Origin of the sequence: Microbacterium sp. NPDC089320 (assembly GCF_040684875.1) — a bacterium.
In the GTDB taxonomy this organism is placed as follows: domain Bacteria; phylum Actinomycetota; class Actinomycetes; order Actinomycetales; family Microbacteriaceae; genus Microbacterium.
In genome coordinates this window covers 13247-32123 of sequence record NZ_JBFBGY010000004.1, presented here as the reverse complement: position 1 = coordinate 32123, position 18877 = coordinate 13247, and the positions used below count along the sequence as shown (strand labels likewise).

Below are 18877 nucleotides of genomic sequence, written 5' to 3'. Positions count from 1 at the left end.
GCTACCATCGCGATGGTACGCGCGACAGGACTCACTGGAATCCCGGGTACTCCTGCAGCTTCTGCTCGTACTCGGCCCGGTCGGCCTCGCTGAGCACGGCGCTCGCGATGACCACCATCTGCAGCCCCTCGAGCGGTTCTCCCGTGCGGGCGCTCTGCGCCTCCCGGGTCTTGAGGAAGTCGCCGGAGGGGTCGTTCGAGAGGTCGAAGATGTTCGCGTAGAACCTCATCGGATCGGGGTAGTTGTCGGTGGTGTACTCCCACGTGTGCTGCTCCCGGGGATCCTCGCTGCCGTAGAGCTTCGCGATCATCGCCGGATCGATGCCCGAGAACTCGCCGTTGAACGAGTACAGCGGAGGCAGCCCGTGCTCGGCGACGACCGAGTCGATCGTCGCCATCACGTCGAGCTTGGTGCTGTAGTCCTGGATCGGATCGGTGGTCGCCCAGCCGACGGAGGTGTACTCGATGAGCATCGACTCGCCCCCGTAGCCGTTGCGTTCGGGACGCAGATCCTCGTCGCCGACCTGCACCCAGTCGTATCCGTACTCGGCGGTGACGCGCGCGCGGATGTCGGCGAAAAGACTGTCGGCTTCTGCCTTCACCTCTTCGAGCGACTGCTGCCTCAGTGCGTCCTGAGGATCGGTGCCCTTGATGCCCGGGTACGCCTCTTCATGCTTCTGCTCGTCGGTCTTCATGCCGTCGTAGCTGCCCGACGCGGAGGTCTGCAGGGCGCCGATGCCGCCGACGGTGGCGACATTGAAGATCAGCGTGATCGCGAGGGCCACGGCGGCCAGGGTGCGACCTCGGGCGGTGAACAGAACGCCGATCACGACGGCGACCACCACGAGCTGCAGCGTCAGCATGGTCACGCCGTAGACCGCGTCGGTCGCGCCGATCGCGAGCATGATGAGGAGGATCAGGGCGAAGAGGATGCCGCAGACCAGGGCGACCCAGCCGAGCGCGTTCGCCGGCTTCTTCTCCTCCGATCCGGCCCCTGCTGCGGTCGCCGTGCCCGACATCGCGGGAGCCCCCGGATGCTGCACGGTGGGGCCGGCCTGACGACGCGCGTTGCGATAGCCGCCTGGGGGCGGAACGGGCGGCGCGCCCTCGGTGCCGGCGACGTATCGCGCCCGCTGCTTCTCGTGATCCATCACCATGGCTTGTCCGTCCCGGAGCCTCCGCCGTCGTCGCCCTGCTGCTGATCGCGCTCCTGCGTGCCCTGCTCGAGCTTGTCCTCGAGCTCGTCGAGCTGATCCTCCGAGGGCTGCGGCTTCTGCTCCTGCTGCTCCTCGGGTGGCAGCTGCTCGTTCTGCTGCTTCTGCTTCAGGCGGTCTTCGAGGTCTTCGCGGCTCTGCTGCATGTCGCGGTCGGGGTCGGACGACTGCTCCTGCGCCTGGTCGCTGTTGCACTCCTCGGGGGTCTCGGTCGTGACGGTGAGAGCCTCTCCGTAGAGTTCAGCGGCTGCCGCGCCGTCGCCGTCCGCGCGCGCGGCGTCACCCATGCGCTCGAGGACGATCGCGAGGTTGATGCGCACGGTGCACACCTCGAGGCCGGTCGCGAGGTCGAGGGATCCCTCGAGTTTCGCCCGTGCCTCGGGCAGCTTCTCGGCGCCGGCGAGCGCCGTGCCCACATTGAACGGCGCCTTGTACGGCTCGAACCAGTTGAGGAACTCCTGGCCGTGGGCGGACGCCTCCGACCCGGCATAGTCGTCGGCCACGTATGCGGTGATCGACTGGTGCGCGAACGCATACATGCTGAGGATCTTGCCGACGAACAGCAGCGCCGCCAGCGTGAGGGGCAGAGTGCCGATCGCGATCCACCGACGGATGCGCCGGCGGCGGCGATTCGAGGCGAGCAGCGCGGCGGCGGCCGACGCCTTCAGCTCATCGGGGCTGTCGGACGGCGTAGCGTTCACGCGGGTGGGCGGATCGGTCATGCGGCACCTCCGTCGGTCCTCTTGCGTGCGGGCGACGCGGTCGGCGCTCGCAGCAGGCGCAGCCGGGCGATGAGCATGCTCGCCCGCATGAGCTCCACTCCGAGCAGTGCCACGACGACGAGGGCGGCGATCCAGTACAGCTCGGTCACGGTGCCGACGGTTCCCGACTTCGCATACGTAGTCGTCGTCGAGGGCGCGTCGGGCAGGGAGAGCGCGGAATCGGCCGTGCGGTGCTGGTAGTCGACCCCGAGGTCCGAGGCGATCGCCTCGAGGTTCGTCTCGTCGATCACCGACAGCGCGTTCTCGCCCTCGTACTCGATGTACTCGCTCGACGAACCGTCGACGCCGCCGGTGGTGAGCTTCATGGGTCCGCCCTCTGCGGTGCCGTAGCCGAGCACGGCCCCCGCGTCCGTGAGGTCGGCGCTGCCGTCGAACGACTCGGGCGCAGAGGCGACCGTCTGCTCGCCGTCGCCGAAGTAGAACACCATGCGCGAACGGTCGGGCGACGACTCGGCCGCGGTCGACAGAGTGTCGGAGAGCAGCTGGTCGGCGATGCCGACGGAGCTGCCGCGCGACTGGCTCGTCACCTCGGGACGCAGCACCTCGAGCGACGAGATGAGCGCCGTGGTGTCGGTGGTGAGCGGCATCCGCAGATCGGCCGAGGCGTCGAACGTGATCAGGGCGAAGCGCGCACCGGGGTACTCGTCGACGATGGCCTGGACGTCGGCGCGCACGCCGTCGAGGCGCGGCTCATCGCCGTTCCAGTCCTCGGCGACGATGCTCGCCGTGGTGTCGACGACGAGCACGATGTCGGTGTCGGTCGCGAGCGTCTCGGTCGCACCGCCGCCGATCCCCGGGCGCAGCAGCATGAAGACGCAGGCGAGCAGCATGACGAGCCGCATGGCCCAGAGCGCCCTTCCGCGGCCCGTCGCCCTGACCAGTGCCATCACCGCGAGAGCGGCCACCGGCACGAAGAGCAGCGCGAGGAGGAAGACGTTCAGCACGGGCTGGAGGATCACAGTCTCACCCTCCACAGCACGACGATGAAGGAGAGCATCGAGATCATCAGCACCACGATCCACAGGTTCGGGGCGTCGGTCCAGACCACCTGGGCCTGGCCCTTCAGCGCCGTGGCCTCCTGCTCCTGCACCTGCGCGACGATGTCGCTCACGGTGGTCGTGTCGCGCAGGCCGTAGGCCTGGCCCCCGGTGGCCTCGGCAGCCCTGGCGAGCTCGGCGCTGACCTCGGCGTCCTTGCCCTGCACGGGATTGAGGGCGAACACGCGCACGTCGTTCGATGCCGCGTACGCGGCGGCCTCGTCGAGCGTCACGATCGAGGCGCCGTTGACCTCGTTGTCGGTGGCGAAGATGATCGAGCGCGACCGCTCGTCGTCGGGGTGGTCGAACGCCATCGCGCACGCCGCCAGGCCGTCGCCGATGAGCGAGGCGCCGTTGCCGTTGAGCGTGCCGACCCAGTGCTCGGGAACCGGCTCGCTGAACTCGAAGCTCTCGCGGATGCTCTGCAGGTGGCTTCGGATGAACTCGTAGTCATCGGTCAGGGGGAAGATCTGCACGGGAGAGCTGTTGAAGATCGTGAGGCCGATGCGCTCGCCCTCGAAGTCCTCGAGCAGCTCCTCGAAGACCGTGAGCACCTCGACGTCGACTTCGCTCATCGAGCCCGAGACGTCGAGGCACAGCATGATGTCGCGGCTCGTGTTGACGGGCTGGATCGTCTGCGACGCCATCGGGCGGGCCGAGACGACTCCCGCCGCCAGGGTCGCGATCACGCCGATCAGCAGGATGCTCGACAGTGCGAGCACCCGTCGGTTCAGTGCCTGCCGGAACGTGGGCAGCGCCCGCAGACGCTCGGCGCGGGCGACGCGAGCGCGCTCGTGCGCCTCGGTCTTCGCACCGCTGCGCAGTCCGACGACGATGCCGAGTGCGATCGCGATGACGACCACGATCGCGGCGACGAGGATGAGCCACCCGTTCGCTAGTGCCATGTGCGCACCACCGTTCGGGCGGCCTCGGCGCCGGCGATCGGGTCGATCGCGGGACCGGGTCGGAAGATGCTGGGGTAGTAGTGCCGACCCATGGCGTCGACGAGCGCGGGGTGGACCCCGCGGGAGACGAGGTCGTCGAGGGCGAGCACCGGGGCCTCGAGTCCGCTGTACTCGTTCACGAACGTGCGCACCGCGCGGCTGAGCTCGAGGTTCGCGTTGCGGGCAGACAGGGCACGCGCCCGGTAGTCGTCTTCGATGCGCTGGATCCGGTCGAAGTACTCCACCCGCAGCTGCGACAGCACGTCGGTCGTCAGAAGCGTCGGCGCCTGAGCGTCGCGCGTGATCGTGAGGTCGCGCCGCGGCCGGGTCAGTGCGACGACCACCCACGCTGCCGCGATCAGCAGCAGCAGGATGCCGAATGCGACCAGGATCCAGCCCCAGCCGTATTGGAAGGGCGGGTAGAGCTCATCAGAGTCGGGCATTCGACCTCCGATTCAGCAGCTGCAGCAGCTGCGAGACGGCGTCGTCCTGACCGGCGAGCACGCTGTGACTGATCTCCATGCGCTTGAGCAGCTCTGCCAGACGGACGGCGTCGGCCTCGGTCTGAGTCGCGAGCTCGCGGATGATGTCGGGGTCGCCCTGCACGAAGTCGGGAACCTCCCACAGGCTGTCGACGTCGCTGCGGATGGTGGCCGTCGCGTGGTCGAGCACCGGATCCGCGTCGCTCACGGTCAGCCACAGCACGTCGTGCTGCACGCGCAGCCGGCGCAGCATCCGTTCGGTCTCCGTCGTGACGGGCGCCTCGTCGGTGATGACCACGACGATCATGCGGCGCGAGATCGTGCGCGTGACGAACGACAGCAGCGCGTCGCGGTCACTCGCAGCCGTGCTCGTGTCGATCGCCTGGTCGATCGTGCGCAGGGCGTGCTCGAGGGCGCCCTCGCTGCGGCCGGGGGCACGTCGGCGGATGCGGTCGGAGTCGCCGTAGACGAGGGAGAAGTCGTCGCCGTGCCGCAGCGCCAGCACGCCGAGCACTCCGGTGGCGAGGATCGCGAGGTCCTTCTTCGACCTCTCGTCGTGCGCGAGGGCGCTCATCGATCGGCCCGTGTCGACGACGAAGAGGACGGTGTGCATGCGCATCGCGCGGTGCCGCTTCACCAGCGGTGTGCCGAGTCGGGCCGTGGCACGCCAGTCGATGTCGCGCACCTGATCGCCGTACTCGTATTTGCGCAGGTCCTCGAAGTCGAGGCTGCGGCCGTGCAGCAGCGACGCGTAGGCGCCGTCGAGCGCGTGCAGCGACTTGCGCGACGAGTGGATGAAGAGCTTGCTCTTCACCTGGGTGATCAGGCTGGCCATATCGGGTCAGGGCGTGGGGACGGACGCGAAGATCTGGTCGATGATCTCCTCGCTGCGGATGCCCTCGGCGTCGGCCTCGAACGTCAGCAGCACGCGGTGGCGCAGCACGAGGTGGCGCAGCGAGCGGATGTCCTCCGGGATCACGTGGCCGCGGCCGTTCAGCAGCGCCAGCGCCCGCGACGCCTGCAGGAACGCGATGCTCGCACGGGGGCTCGCGCCGTACTTGATGTAGCGGGCGCGCTCCTCGCCGATGTAGGGGGCGGGATTCCGGGTGACGTAGGCGATCGAGACGATGTAGTTGCGGATCGCGGGGTCGACGTAGATGCGGCTCGCGACGTCCTGGAGCATGTGCACGTCGTCGAGGCTGATCGCGCTCGACACGTGTCGGTCGGGGTCGAGCACGCCCGAGTCGATGCGGCCGAGGATCTCGAACTCCTCGGCGGGACTCGGGTACTCGACGATCTCCTTGAGCAGGAAGCGGTCCATCTGCGCCTCGGGCAGCTCGTAGGTGCCCTCCTGCTCGATCGGGTTCTGCGTCGCGATCACCAGGAAGGGCTTGGGCAGGTGGTGCACCTCGCCGCCGATCGTCGTCTGGTGCTCCTGCATCGCCTCGAGCATGGCGCTCTGGGTCTTCGCGCTCGAGCGGTTGATCTCGTCGAGCAGCACGAAGTTGGCGTGCACCGGGCCGAGCACCGTGCGGAACGAACCGGTCGCCGCATCGTAGATCTGGTTGCCGGTGATGTCGCTGGGCAGCAGGTCGGGGGTGCACTGGATGCGCTTGAACTGTGCCTTCACGGTGTCGGCGAGCGTGCTGGCCGCCGTGGTCTTCGCAAGGCCCGGGACGCTCTCGAGCAGGATGTGCCCGCCGGCGATCAGCGAGATCAGCAGGCTCATCCGCAGACGCTCCTGGCCGACCATCTTCGCGGAGTACGCGTCGGAGACGGTCTTGAGCACGGCGCTGGCGCGCTGGAGTTCAGCCTCAGAGGGGGCCTCGGACTTCGTGCTCGCTGATGTCGATGCGGAGGGAGCCGCGGCGGCTGCCTCGGCGCGCGTGGCGGGAGCGGGCGGAGGCGGCGGCACGGAGGGTCCGCCGGTCGGTGCAGGGAATGGCTGACTCATGAGTGTCTCCTCGCTGGCGCGGGGGAGGCGCGTCGCGCAGCCCCCCGGGAACAGCGTAACCGCACGGCGTGAGCGACCGGTCAGTGGGTCAGGCGGCCAGACCTCTCGTTCGAATCGCGCACTTTGCAACTTCCGTGGTGCGATTTCTGCAAAGTGCGCGATTCGAAACCCGGGGGTGGGGTCAGGAGAGGGGGGCGGCGGCAGCCGGTGTCGCGCGGCCGCGACGGCGACCGATCCAGACGACCAATGCCGCGACGCCGATGATCGCGACGGCGATGCCGAGGATGTACATCGCGACACCGAGGTACTCGCCGGGCACCCGGTGCGGGTTGAGGAAGGGGTACGGGTACCACCAGGCCTCGCCGGTGGCCGGGGCGATGATCAGGTTCGCGCGGATCATCGTGTAGACGGCCCAGACGATCGGGAAGATCGCGGCGACGAAGACGGTGCTCCACGGCAGCGGGCGCCGGCGAGGCGCGAACAGCACATCGGCCACCAGGAAGAGCGGGATGACGACGTGCAGCACTTCGTTCGACCACGGCACCGTCGAGCCCTGCGGAAGCGCGAACCCGCGCAGCAGCGTGTTGTACACGATGCCGGTGACGATCATGTAGGTGCTCGCGCAGACGAGCAGGATCGCGAACCACCGGGGTTCGGTCTCGGCGTCTCCGCGATGCCGCAGGGCCCAGACCGCCCCGATCGCGAGCACGACGGCAGCCAGCACATTCGAGTCGATCGTGAAGAAGCTGAAGAAGTTCCACCACACCGTCGGCAGGTGGCTTCCCCACGGCGTGGGGTCGGTGGCGGCGATCTGCACGGTGAGAGCGAGCTGTGCGACGATCGCCGCGATTCCCAGCGCGGCTGCCGCCAGTCGTGCGTAGGGCCACCAGGTCGTCATATTCGCCTCCGCGCACACTTTATCGGTCGCATCAGGCTCGGACGCCAGACCGAGATACCGGTGTGACGAAGGCGCTTCCGCTCCGGAATCAGCGCTGGCGGCCCCACTTCATCCGCGTGATGAGCACGCCGAGCAGGCATAGCGCGCCGCCGACGAACATCAGCAGCGTCGGGACCTCGCCCAGGATCGCCCACGACAGGAGGATCGCGAGGGCGGGCACGACATAGGTCGTCGCCGAGGTCTGGCCCGCTGTGCTGCGCTGCAGAACATAGGCCCAGGTCGTGAAGGCGATCGCGGTCGGGAAGATGCCGAGGTACACGACCCACAGCGTCGATCCGAGCGGCGCCGTCTGCAGCGCTCCGATCAGGCTGCCGACCCACGGGAGCAGCGCCACGGTGCCCGCGATCGCGCCGAGGAACGTCAGCGTGGTCGCATCCGACCCGGCGGTCAGCAGGTGCTTCTGCAGCAGGGTGCACCCGGCGTACATGACCGCCGCGAGCAGTGCGAGCAGCAGCCCGGTGATGTCGGGACCCTCGCTCGTCGACGAGTTCATGCCGATCAGCACCACGCCGAGGAAGGCGATCGGTGCTCCGACGATGAGCGGCTTCGGGAAGCCCTCGCGCAGGAACAGCCCGCTGAACACCACGACCATGAGCGGCGCGAGGTTGACCACCATCGCGGCGGTGCCCGCGTCGAGAGTGCGCTCGGCGGCGTTGAGCGCGAGGTTGTAGACGCAGAACCAGCCCACGCCCCAGACCGCCACGAGCCACCAGTGCCGACGCGCGGGAAGACGGATGCCGTGGCGCACCGCGATGATCGCGAGCACGGCGCTGCCCACCGCCATGCGCAGCAGCGCGAGCGCCCCTGGATCGAAGTGCGGGCCTGCGCCGCGGATGCCGATGAACGCCGACGCCCAGAGGACCACCGTCACCAGGGCGGCGACGAGTACCAGTGGCCCCTGTGATCTGGGCGTCGCGGGAGTCAGGGTGTCGTCGCGCGGGACGCGACCGGTCTTCGGCATCCTCCGATCGTGCCACCGGCCACCGACATCGGCGATGCGCCGGAGCGACATCATCCGCTCGTTTTCCGCCAGTGCGTCGCCGGCTCCGCTCGCAGGCGCGCGAATGCAGGACGCAGGCACGGATGCAGGACGAAACACCGACCTTCGACCTGCATCCGTGCATCGGTCCTGCATCCGTGCGGGGTCGCCCCCCCCGCAGACCGGAAAAGGCCCCGTAACACCCCTTCGGTAGGATGGAGTCGCCCGACAAGGGCCAGCTCATCAGCCGGTGCAAACCCGGCGAAAGCAAGGGGGATACCCATGCCAGGAATCGTTATCGTCGGCGTCCAGTGGGGCGATGAGGGCAAGGGCAAGGCCACCGACCTGCTCGGCGAGCGCACCGACTGGGTCGTCAAGTTCAACGGCGGCAACAACGCGGGCCACACCGTCGTGGTCGGCAACGAGAAGTACGCGCTGCACCTGCTGCCTTCCGGCATCCTGTCGCCCGGGGTCACGCCGGTGATCGGCAACGGCGTCGTGATCGACCTCGAGGTGCTCTTCAGCGAGCTCGAGGCGCTGGGCGGCCGCGGCATCGACGTCTCCCGCCTGAAGGTCAGCGCGAACGCGCACATCATCACGCAGTACCACCGCACGCTCGACAAGGTCACCGAGCGCTTCCTCGGCAAGCGCATGATCGGCACGACCGGCCGCGGCATCGGACCGGCCTACGCCGACAAGATCAACCGCGTCGGCATCCGCGTGCAGGACCTCTTCGACGAGAACATCCTGCGCCAGAAGGTCGAGGGCGCCCTCGACCAGAAGAACCACCTGCTGGTGAAGATCTTCAACCGTCGCGCGATCACGGCCGACGAGGTCGTCGAAGACCTGCTGTCGTACGCCGAGCGCCTGCGGCCGATGGTCGCCGACACCGGCCACCTGCTCGACGAGGCCCTGCGCCGCGACGAGGTCGTGGTGTTCGAAGGCGGTCAGGCCACCATGCTCGACGTCGACCACGGCACCTACCCGTTCGTCACCTCGTCGTCGGCCACCGCGGGCGGCGCCTCCACCGGCTCGGGCGTCGGCCCGGGTGCGCTCGACCGCATCGTCGGCATCGTCAAGGCCTACACGACCCGCGTCGGCTCTGGTCCGTTCCCCACCGAGCTGTTCGACGAGCAGGGCGAGTGGCTGCGGTCGCGCGGCTTCGAGTTCGGCACCACCACCGGGCGTCCGCGTCGGGTCGGCTGGTACGACGCCCCGATCACCCGCTACGCGACGCGGGTCAACGGCATCACCGACCTCGTGCTCACCAAGCTCGACATCCTCACCGGACTCGAGCAGATCCCGGTCTGCGTGGCGTATGACGTCGACGGTCAGCGCTTCGACGAGGTGCCGGTCAACCAGACCGATTTCCACCACGCGACGCCGATCCTCGAGTACTTCCCCGGGTGGAGCGAGGACATCTCGACCGCGCGCACGTTCGACGACCTGCCCCAGAACGCGCAGGACTACGTGCTCGCGCTCGAGGGCATGAGCAACACCCGCATCTCGGTCATCGGCGTCGGACCCGAGCGCGACCAGGTCATCGTGCGTCACGACCTGCTCGACTGAGCGCGCTGTGACCCGGTTCTGGCTCGGCGGGTACGGCCCGGCGATGGACGGCTCGGCCGACGGCATCGGTCTGCTCGCGGGCGATGAGAGCGCACCGACCGCACTCGAATACCGGGGCGCGGTCACGCAGACCCCCTCGCCGTCGTGGTTGGCCCCGCATCCGTCGCTCGACGTCGTCTACGCGGCGCTCGAAGGGGATGCCGCGGTGCAGGCGTTCGCCCGCAGCGGCGAGGCGACGCTGCGGCCGCTCGGCGAGCCGGTCGAGGCCGGCGATTCGGTCTGCCACCTGTCGGTCGCGCGCGACGGATCGTCCCTCATCGCGAGTTGCTACGGCGACGGCCGGGTCGTGCGCATCGGCATCGATGCTCACGGGGGCCTGGTGCCGGATGCAGTCAACAAGGCCGCCGAGTTGCGTGCAGCACTGCTCGGCGAAGCGATCGAGACGACCGCGCCGGCGGGTGTCGCCGCGGCAGCATCCGACCCTTACTCCGGAGAGCTCACGGCCGGCGGCGAAGCGCGCGTCTCGCACGCGCACGCGTCGGCGTTCCTGCCGGACGGGCGCATCGCCACGACCGACCTGGGCTTCGATCTGGTTCGGATCTGGCGCCAGGGCGCGGGTGGCCTCGTGCTCGACCACGAGGTCGTGCTGCCGGTCGGCACCGGCCCTCGGCACATGGTCGTGCACCCCAGCGGCCACCTGCACGTGGTGACCGAGTACTCCTGCGAGGTGTTCACTCTCGCCGCCGGTCGCGACGGCACCTGGGCTGTCGTGTCATCGGTGCTCACGAGCCCGATCGCCGAGATCGGCGTGGACTTCCCCGCCGAACTCGCCCGCAGCCGTGACGCGCAGTTCCTGTACACGGCCCTTCGGGGCAGCAACACGATCGCCGCGCTCCGCGTGCGTGGGAGCGGCGAAGCCCTCGAGCCGATCGCCCTCGCCGACTCGGGGGTCGACTGGCCGCGACATCACCTCGTGCATGAGGGCAAGCTGCTGGTCGCGGGGCAGCGCTCCGACACCGTCGCGCTGATCGACCTCGACGAGCGCACGGGCGCACCTCTCGGCATCCGTCACACTGCGCAGGCGCCGGCGCCGACGCACATCCTGCCGGTCCGCTGACTCGCTCGCGGGTACTCAGGGGCGGTGCGGCGAGGCAGGGTGGAGGTGCCCCGTCGGTACTCAACTCGCGCAGAACGGCTCGAACGCGGTCTTCCCCGGTGAGACCGTGAGGACACCCCTGGGAACCCCGACCCAGGGGTGAGCCGGCCAGCTGTGAGGCGCCGCCATTCGCCGTCCGTTCGTGACGGTCGACCCCTCCCCGGTCGATGGCGGCGTCCTCAGTGCCGCTGTGCAACGGGGAGGGCACGCGACGTGCATCCGGCGCTCGAACAGGGCGTCGACCAACGTATGTGATGTATCGGCCTTAACACGTCGCAGGCCGGCAGGGACGCTCCGCCGGCGCGGATAGCCTCCCCAGTGGCAGCGGACAGCGTTGCCGTGATACCGGAGGGAACATCGTGGGGTCTGCGACTGCTCATCGACCGATCTGGGACAGCTGTGGCCTGCCGCCGCCGGTCGAGGTGCGCGAGCCGTGAAGGGTGCAGTCGGTCGGGAACAGCGGATCTCGACGGTCGTCGCGTATCTCGCGCACGGTCTCGACGTGGATCTCGTCGGTCGACTCGGCAGCGGCCGCACGGTCTTCGTCACTCAGCTGGCCGACGCGCTGAGGGAGGCGGGGTGGCAGTGCCTGGTGCTGAGGCCGCCGGACACGGCTGAGGCGCAGCACGTCCACGCGCTGTCGGAGGCGCTGCGTGCGGCTCGCACGGCGGGGGGAGGCCAGGATCGACCTCGCTCGGAGATGTCGGCTGTGGAGAGCATGGTCGCAGCGCGGCAGACCGTCGTCCTCATCGACGACTGGTTTCGGCTGGACGTCGAGAGCTGGGCGGCTCTCAGCAGCGTCAGCGCTCGCTTCCGGGTGCCGTTCGTCGCGGTGCATGACCTTCTTCATCGCGGCACCCGGCCGAATGCTCGGCTGCCGCTGTCGCCGGGGAAGACCCCGGTGACCGTGCGCATTCCGCACTTCAGCATCGAAGAGACGCGCGAACTGGCCCACGAGCTGCTGGGAGCCGCGATGGAGCCGCGCACCGTGACCCGCTTCTATGCGAAATCCGGGGGGATGCCCGGAATCCTGACCACGATGATGATCGTCGCGCGTGTGGAGGGGCTGATCACCCTCCGTGACGGTGCATGGGTCGCGATCGCCGACCTGTGGAGTCCCTCGTTCGAGGGGATCGTACGGCGGCAGCTCGCGAGCCTGACCGCGGAGGAGAGCGATGCCCTGACCCTCGTCTCCACCTCCCGCGCGGTTCACCGGCAGGGCGCGTTGGAACTCGTTCCCGCGCGTGTGCTCGATGCCCTGGAATCCCGTGAGTTCGTTCGGGTCGAGGCACGGTCCGCGCGCGAGTGGCTGACCGTGCACCCTCCGCTGATCGCGGAGTATTTCCGACACGTCGATCGGCGCGCCCGACGAGACCCGATCGTGCTCGCGACAGCGCCCGAGGCGCGGGACCGGTCGGCGGCGATGCTGCAGCTGGAGCCCGTCGACCCGGTGTTCCTCAGGCTGATCGGAGAACGCGTGCAGGAGCGCGTTCAGGGCGCGCGGTCGGCCTGGGACGAGTCCCCGAGCGCAGAGACGGCACTGCGGTACCTCGAGGCGATGAGGGTCGACACCGGAGCGCACACCACGGTGGACTCCGTCGTGAACGATCCGCGCGCCCACTCGGGATCCGAACAGGCGGTCGCCGAGGTGCGCTCCTGGCAGGCGTGGTGGATGGCGAGCGTGCACGGGGACGTGCGGGCCGCGCTGGCTCTCCTCGACAGCGGTGCGACGGGGCACGGCGCGTATGAGCGACTCGCAGACGCGACCAGGGCGTTGCTGCTGGTCGACCTCGGGCGCATCGATGACGTGGACATGGGCACCCTGGGCGATCACGACCTGCTGCCGCCGCGGGTGCGCGCCGAGTTGGCGATCGCCCGGGGTGCCGTGCTCGCCGCCGGCGGGCTGTTCCCCGAGGCGCAGAGCGCACTCGGGTTCGCCCGTGAAGTCGACGTGACTCGTCAGGTCGCCCATGTCGCGGCGCTGACGGCGCTCGTCCACCTCGGCGAGGGTGACTTCGACGCGGCTGCGGACGTCGCGGTCGGGGAGTTCGAGCGGGCGAGAGAGGATCTGGACGTGCCTGCGCTCTGGGCGAGCGGATACATGGTCGGAGTCCTTCTGCACATCCGCGGATATCTGAGCCCGCTGCAGCACCTCGCGGACACATTCCAGGGAATCGGTCACACGCCCGCCTTTCCACGCTCGCCACGGTGCGGCCTCATGACGGCCCTGGCGCCTCTGTCGGCCGTGTCGGGGTGGTCGCCGGGGGACGGGAACGACGACGAGAGCCGAGACGGGGCCTTTCCCTTGATGTCCGCCGGGTGGGCGAGCGCGGAGATCATCGCGCGCGACGACCCGGGCGCAGCGTCAGAGATCCTCTGGGGGATCGCGGACACCGCACGCGATCGAGGGGCGACGTATCTGGCCTGCGCCGCGGGGCAGCGGGCCGTGCAGCTCGTCCCGGATGCCGCTCGGAGCGAACGACTCCGCGGGTGGGTCGCGGACACCGATTCGGCGTCGCTGCGTGCAGGGCAGGATCTCATCGACGCTCTCGCGTCGAAGGATGCGACAGCTCTCACCGACGCCGCCGAGGCCGTGATCGCCACCGGTCGCGTCACTCAGGCGCTGCACGCGCTGACCGTCGCCGCGCAACTCGTCGATGGGGCGGGCGATGGCCACGAGCGCGAGCGCATCGGTGCGCTGCGGGCGCGGTGGGAGACCCGCTTCGACGCGGGATCCTTCGACGATCAGGAGAGCGCCGGACTGTTCCGCAAGCTGACCGGACGGGAGCGCGAGGTCTCCGCGAACGTGGCGGAGGGGCTCACGAATCAGCAGATCGCAGAGCGCCTGCACCTGAGCGTGCGCACCGTCGAGAACCACATCCACCGTTCGATGCGCAAGGTGGGCGTCACGAGCAGGCAGCAGCTGGCTCGGCTGTTCGACTGAGCGGCGCTCACTCAGCGGCGCTCGCATCAGCACTCAACTCGCGATCACGCGCCACTCATGATCGCTCGCACCCGCTGTGCCCGCCGCCGTTCGGAGATGCGATGGATGCGTCAGCCATTCCTGGACATCGCCGCGCCACCGCGCAGTAGGGGAACTTTGAAGATGCGAACTCGTAGAACCGGCAGCGGGCGCCGCCACAGGGCCACCGCCGTGGGCGTGACGCTCGCCATCGCAGCGGGACTGCTCACGCCGATCGCGATCGCCGGCGCCGCTCACGCCGCGACCGAGTTATGGATCAACTCGGTGGGCCTGGAGAGAGCTGCCGGCTCCCTCACCGACGGCAGGTGCGAGTCCACCGTGGGGACGTGCACGCTGCGCGCGGCCATCGAGGAGTCCAACGCCCTGAACGCGCCCGCCGGAGAGGTGACCATCGGGGTCGATCCCGGTTTCGCGGGCGGCAACATCGCGATCGCGGACACCGCCGCTGCGCGGATGAGGAGCACGTCGCTCGCTGCGGCGAACGGTGGGGTGGCCGGAAACGTCGGCGGTGACAACGGTGCGAACTACGAGGTGACTGCGCCGGTGATCATCGATCTGGAGCACAAGGTCACCATCCACCCCGCCGGGGCTGGCGACGTCGGTGTGGTCCCGTTCCATCTCAACGGGCCCGACATCACCATCCGCGCCGTCGACGATGTGTGGGCGGGAGAGACCTCGTTCTACATCGGACCGATGGCCAAGCGCGTCACCCTCGACGACCTCGACATCCGCACCGTCACCTACTATCCCGAGCGCTTCTTCGTCGTGCGAGGCGGCGCTGAGGCGATCACGGTCTCGAACTCCACGATCAGCGGCTTCGCCTCCAACGAGAGGGACTGGAACTGGGGCGTCGTCGACGGCAGCAACGCGTCCTTCCCCGTGAAGGGCCTTACCGTCACCGGCAACACCTATCTCGCCAGCGACACCTCCGGCGCGTGCAACGGAAGCACCGCGGCAGGATGCACCTCGACGCCGGTCGAGGCCTACGAGCAGAACATCACGGAGCTCGTGTTCACCGACAACGTCGCCTCGAACATCAACCGCTCATCCGCCTCGGACGCTCGCGGGCTCGATCTCAGGTACGCCACGGTGGGAAAGCTGACGGTCAGTGGCAACACGTTCTCGGCCCCGTACTACCGCGCTCGTCAGGCGGTGGTGGATCTGGCCTACGCCAACCTCGGCACGTTCGAGATCGTCGGCAACGGCTTCACGCAGATGTCGGGCAACGGCGATGTGGAGGACTCCGCAGCGGCGATCGTGCTCCCCACGGACAAGCGCATCGGCACCCGCGGCACGATCGCCGACAACCAGTTCGTCGCGACGGGAACCATGAACACCCAGGCCGTCTATTGGGACGGTCTCGAGCCGACGGACTCCGCCACGAACCTCGCCGACTCGCACGTCTCGATCGTGGACAACCACGTCGACGGATTCTCGACCAGCGCATCCCGCTCCGGCATCCGGATGCTGCAGACCGGCGTCGTCGAGATCGCTCGCAACACGTTCGGCGCGCGCTCCGGAAGCCAGGTCAACACCGTCCTCGAGGAGTTCTCCGGCAACGGCTCTGTCGCGTCGACCCTCGTCAGCAACCTGAACGCGTCGGCGAACGCGAAGCTCAACACATGGTGGCCGACGGCGCGCAGCAGCGCGAACGTGCAGACCGCCCCGGTCACCGCGGCCGAGTGCATCGCGCCGCTCGAGGTCGCCCCACCCGCCGACGCCGCGAACACGACCGACTACACCGCGGGGCGCTATCCCGCCGTGCCTCTCGCCCTCGACGTCTACTGGACCCAGGGGAACGACGCAGAGGTCTATGTCGGCCGCTACGACGTCACAGCCGACGCGCGTCAGACGCTCCGGATCGCTCTGCCGATGCCCGGCGACGAGCGTCTCGCCACCAACAACGGTGTCGGCCCCGTCGACCCCGTCTCGGGCGCGGTGAAGGGCGCACTGCGGGTGCAGACCATCGAACCGCGCGGGGGCACGGCATCCGCATCCTCGCAGTATTCACGAGTGGCTGTCATCGACGGCAACTGCCGTCCCGAGCTCACCATCGCGCAGGCCACCACCCAGAACGAGGAGACGCACGCCCGCGACCTGCACTTCACGCTCACCTCGTCGATGCACCTCGATGCATCGACGGTGACCATCGATGACGTCGTCGTCGACGCGAAGCGCGCCACGTCCGAGGGCCTCGACGGTGTCGCCGCAGGCATCAGCACCATCGATGCCGCGCGGCTCAACCCCCGTGTCGTCTCGGTCACCGAGATCGCCGGAAGCTCGGCCACGCGGTTCGACGTGGTCGTGCGGGTCGACGACACCGCGCGTGTGAGCCTGTCGATCGGCGCCGGCACCGTCGCGATCCCCACCGGACTGACGAACATCGGCGCAGCGACCACGGGGAACGAGCGCGCCACCGACGACGTCGTGACGTTCGTGAATCCCATCACCGCTCAGCCGAGCAGGTTCGCGCTGGTGACCGGCGACCCCGTGGGCAAGTCGTTCCGCTACATGCTGGCCGCCGGTGCTCCCCTCCCGACGGAGCAGCTGAAGTTCGCGACGAGCGTCGATCAGCCCGAGGGGACGCCGAGGCTCTCGTTGAGCACCGCGGTGCCGGTGGTCGACGGCGGAGCGACCCAGTCGAAGGCCGTCGTCGTGACCGCGGCTGCGGGAGACGCGCCGGCGGGCACGATGACGACGATCGCGGCGACAGTCGTGACCGGCGACAGCAACTACGACGGCCTCCTCGTGCCCGACGTGAACCCCTACCTCTACTCGACCGATCCCATCATCCACATCGCGAAGCGCGCGTACGCCGACGTCGGCGATCCCTCCTCGGCTCAGCGGATCGAGGCCACGGGCACGCCCGTTCCGCGGGACAGTCGCCTCACCGACGGACAGCCGCTGTGCTTCGTGTACACCGTCAGCAACACGTCGGCAGACGACTGGCTCACGGTCCTCCGCGACGTCCAGGTGACCGACTCCGACGAGCGGCTCGGCAAGAGCGGGCTCATCGGCACCGTCCCGTCGCTCGGCATCGGCGACTCCGTGAAGCTGTTCTCGTGCGTCGCCCTCATTCCCGAGGACACCACGGCAGACGGCCCGCGCTCCGAGTCGGGTGGGACCCCGTGACCTCGCGTGAACGACGCATGCGGAGTCTCCGGAGACAGGCCTCCGTGGCCGCGGCTCCCCTCCTGGTCGGGCTGCTGCTCGCCGCCGCATCGGCGGGAGGCACGTCTGCCCTCTGGTCGGCCGGCACGACGGTCGGCGTCGGAGACATCACGAGTGGCAATCTCAGGCTGGTGTCGATGGACACCACCTGGCGTCAGGTCACCCCGGGGACCGGTGACACGGACGAGCGTCCGCTCACCGGAACGCCGGCCGACTTCCGAGCCATGCCCGGAGACGTCGTCACGATCACCCAGCACGTCGAGTCGTACCTCCAGGGAGACAACCTGCACGCGGGACTCGCGGTGGACTACGCGAGGGGGAGCGACGCTGCTCGGGCGGTCGCGGACGGACGGATCTCGCTGTCCTTCCACATCGAGGACGCCGAGGGCGTTCAGGTCGCACCCGAGAACGGGACCTCCCCCTTCGGAACGACGCTCGCGGTGGGCGGCCTGACCGGGACCGACGCAGGGGCGGTGGAGGAGTGGAGGGTCGTCGTCACGGCGAGGATCCTCGGCGACTACGACTGGGTCGACGGTGGATCCGTCGACGACGCCCCCGTCCCGTGGGCAGCCGGCACCATCGTGATCTCCCTCGAGCAGCTTCGCGACCACCCGGGCCACGTCGACGGAGGCACCCCATGAGCCGCAGGAGCGACCGCGCGGCGAGACGGCTGCGCACGCGCGGTCGTGGTCGCGCCTGTGCGAGGGCGGCGGTCGGTGGACTCGTTCTGGGGGCGCTCGCCGCCTCCGCGGCTCCGGCGGCGTACGCCCTGTGGGCGATGAACGACTCCGTCAGCATCGCGACGTTCGATCTCGGCCGCGTCGCCTTCGCGGCCGCTCCGACGGACGGTTCGGCGGGTCTCGTCCGCAGTGAGGACGGCGCCGCCGTCGAACTCACGCTGCCGGGCTCGAGGATGGCCGAGGTTCTGGGCCAGCGGACGCCGGACGCGGGGCCGATCATCTGGACCTTCGATGTCGCCGGGTGGGCGGATGGCATCACCGGCCTCGTCTACGACGTGTCGGTCACCTCGCAGGTCGCCGGCGACGGCTCCGTCCACGACCTCCGCTCAGGTGTCGGAGAAGAGAACACGCTCCTTCGGTATTCGACCCTCAAGGTGTACCCCTCTGACGCCGGGGGCGGCTGCGCCGACGTGCCCGAGACCCCGGAGACACCCGAAGGGGAGACACGGAAGAACGTCATGGTCTTCGACGGTCACGAGCATGAGCTCCAGGCGCCGGGAGCCAGGGGCACCGGCGGATCGACGCAGACCTGGTGCGCGGCGATGGCCTTCATCAACGCGCCCGACGGCGCCTACGTCAATGACGCGTACGCCCTGGCGACCGCCGAAGACGGAAAGGTCTACGCGGCGCTGGACACGTGGAACACCACCGTCGGCTTCCCGCCGTCATTGCCGTTGCTGGGCACCTACGTCAACGAGGTGGAGGCCACGGGCGTCGCGGAGGACCGCACACGTCCGCGTGACGTGGATGTCTGGAGTGCGGCGATCTACCCGGACCCGAGCAGCGAGCCGGACATCACCATCGTGGTCGACCCCGCGGTGACGAACCTCGACGCGGCAGTGGCGCAGCCCGTCGACCACTTCGCGCCCACGACTTCGGACGAGTGACACCGTTCGACACGAACCCCGA

15 protein-coding genes are annotated in these 18877 nt (G+C 69.2%); 6 read left to right on the top strand and 9 right to left on the bottom strand.

What is annotated here, in order from left to right; genetic code table 11:
• Window positions 1–31 precede the first annotated feature (31 nt).
• The 9 genes from AB0N61_RS11910 to AB0N61_RS11870 form a co-directional block, all read right to left on the bottom strand.
• Window positions 32–1150: a hypothetical protein gene (locus AB0N61_RS11910; protein ID WP_363364296.1), complete on the bottom strand. Its 1119-nt coding sequence runs from the start codon at window positions 1148–1150 to the stop codon at window positions 32–34.
• A complete protein-coding gene (locus AB0N61_RS11905) occupies window positions 1150–1935 on the bottom strand; it encodes a hypothetical protein (RefSeq protein WP_363364294.1) in 786 nt (261 codons plus the stop codon). Before AB0N61_RS11905 ends, AB0N61_RS11910 begins: the two co-directional genes overlap by 1 nt.
• Entirely contained in the window at window positions 1932–2954 is a 1023-nt protein-coding gene (locus tag AB0N61_RS11900) for a VWA domain-containing protein (protein ID WP_363364293.1), read from the bottom strand. The genes AB0N61_RS11905 and AB0N61_RS11900 overlap by 4 nt, the downstream gene beginning before the upstream one ends.
• Window positions 2951–3937, bottom strand: a complete 987-nt coding sequence (locus AB0N61_RS11895) for a VWA domain-containing protein (protein ID WP_363364291.1) — start codon at window positions 3935–3937, stop codon at window positions 2951–2953. The genes AB0N61_RS11900 and AB0N61_RS11895 overlap by 4 nt, the downstream gene beginning before the upstream one ends.
• Window positions 3928–4419 carry a hypothetical protein gene (locus tag AB0N61_RS11890; RefSeq protein WP_167947383.1) on the bottom strand — a complete coding sequence of 164 codons (492 nt, stop codon included), beginning with the start codon at window positions 4417–4419 and terminating at the stop codon, window positions 3928–3930. Before AB0N61_RS11890 ends, AB0N61_RS11895 begins: the two co-directional genes overlap by 10 nt.
• Complete coding sequence (locus AB0N61_RS11885) at window positions 4406–5293, bottom strand: DUF58 domain-containing protein (protein WP_167947381.1); 888 nt, start codon at window positions 5291–5293, stop codon at window positions 4406–4408. Before AB0N61_RS11885 ends, AB0N61_RS11890 begins: the two co-directional genes overlap by 14 nt.
• Before the next feature lie 6 nt (window positions 5294–5299).
• On the bottom strand, window positions 5300–6412 hold the full coding sequence (locus AB0N61_RS11880; RefSeq protein WP_363364288.1) for a MoxR family ATPase: 1113 nt from the start codon (window positions 6410–6412) through the stop codon (window positions 5300–5302).
• 181 nt (window positions 6413–6593) lie between these two features.
• On the bottom strand, window positions 6594–7310 hold the full coding sequence (locus tag AB0N61_RS11875; RefSeq protein WP_363364286.1) for a Pr6Pr family membrane protein: 717 nt from the start codon (window positions 7308–7310) through the stop codon (window positions 6594–6596).
• A gap of 88 nt (window positions 7311–7398) precedes the next feature.
• Window positions 7399–8331 carry a DMT family transporter gene (locus AB0N61_RS11870; protein ID WP_363364284.1) on the bottom strand — a complete coding sequence of 311 codons (933 nt, stop codon included), beginning with the start codon at window positions 8329–8331 and terminating at the stop codon, window positions 7399–7401.
• A gap of 300 nt (window positions 8332–8631) precedes the next feature.
• Between AB0N61_RS11870 and AB0N61_RS11865 the strand changes: the two genes are divergently transcribed.
• The 6 genes from AB0N61_RS11865 (at window position 8632) to AB0N61_RS11840 (ending at window position 18855) form a co-directional block, all read left to right on the top strand.
• Window positions 8632–9918 (top strand): adenylosuccinate synthase, encoded by a 1287-nt coding sequence (locus AB0N61_RS11865; protein ID WP_167947375.1) that lies wholly within the window; start codon window positions 8632–8634, stop codon window positions 9916–9918.
• Between the two features lie 7 nt (window positions 9919–9925).
• Complete coding sequence (locus AB0N61_RS11860) at window positions 9926–11035, top strand: beta-propeller fold lactonase family protein (protein ID WP_363364282.1); 1110 nt, start codon at window positions 9926–9928, stop codon at window positions 11033–11035.
• 472 nt (window positions 11036–11507) lie between these two features.
• Complete coding sequence (locus tag AB0N61_RS11855) at window positions 11508–14018, top strand: LuxR C-terminal-related transcriptional regulator (RefSeq protein ID WP_363364280.1); 2511 nt, start codon at window positions 11508–11510, stop codon at window positions 14016–14018.
• Between the two features lie 216 nt (window positions 14019–14234).
• Window positions 14235–17189: a hypothetical protein gene (locus tag AB0N61_RS11850; protein WP_363364278.1), complete on the top strand. Its 2955-nt coding sequence runs from the start codon at window positions 14235–14237 to the stop codon at window positions 17187–17189.
• A 44-nt stretch (window positions 17190–17233) separates the two neighbouring features.
• Window positions 17234–17869 (top strand): alternate-type signal peptide domain-containing protein, encoded by a 636-nt coding sequence (locus AB0N61_RS11845; protein WP_363364277.1) that lies wholly within the window; start codon window positions 17234–17236, stop codon window positions 17867–17869.
• Window positions 17866–18855 carry a hypothetical protein gene (locus tag AB0N61_RS11840; protein WP_363364275.1) on the top strand — a complete coding sequence of 330 codons (990 nt, stop codon included), beginning with the start codon at window positions 17866–17868 and terminating at the stop codon, window positions 18853–18855. Before AB0N61_RS11845 ends, AB0N61_RS11840 begins: the two co-directional genes overlap by 4 nt.
• Window positions 18856–18877 lie beyond the last annotated feature (22 nt).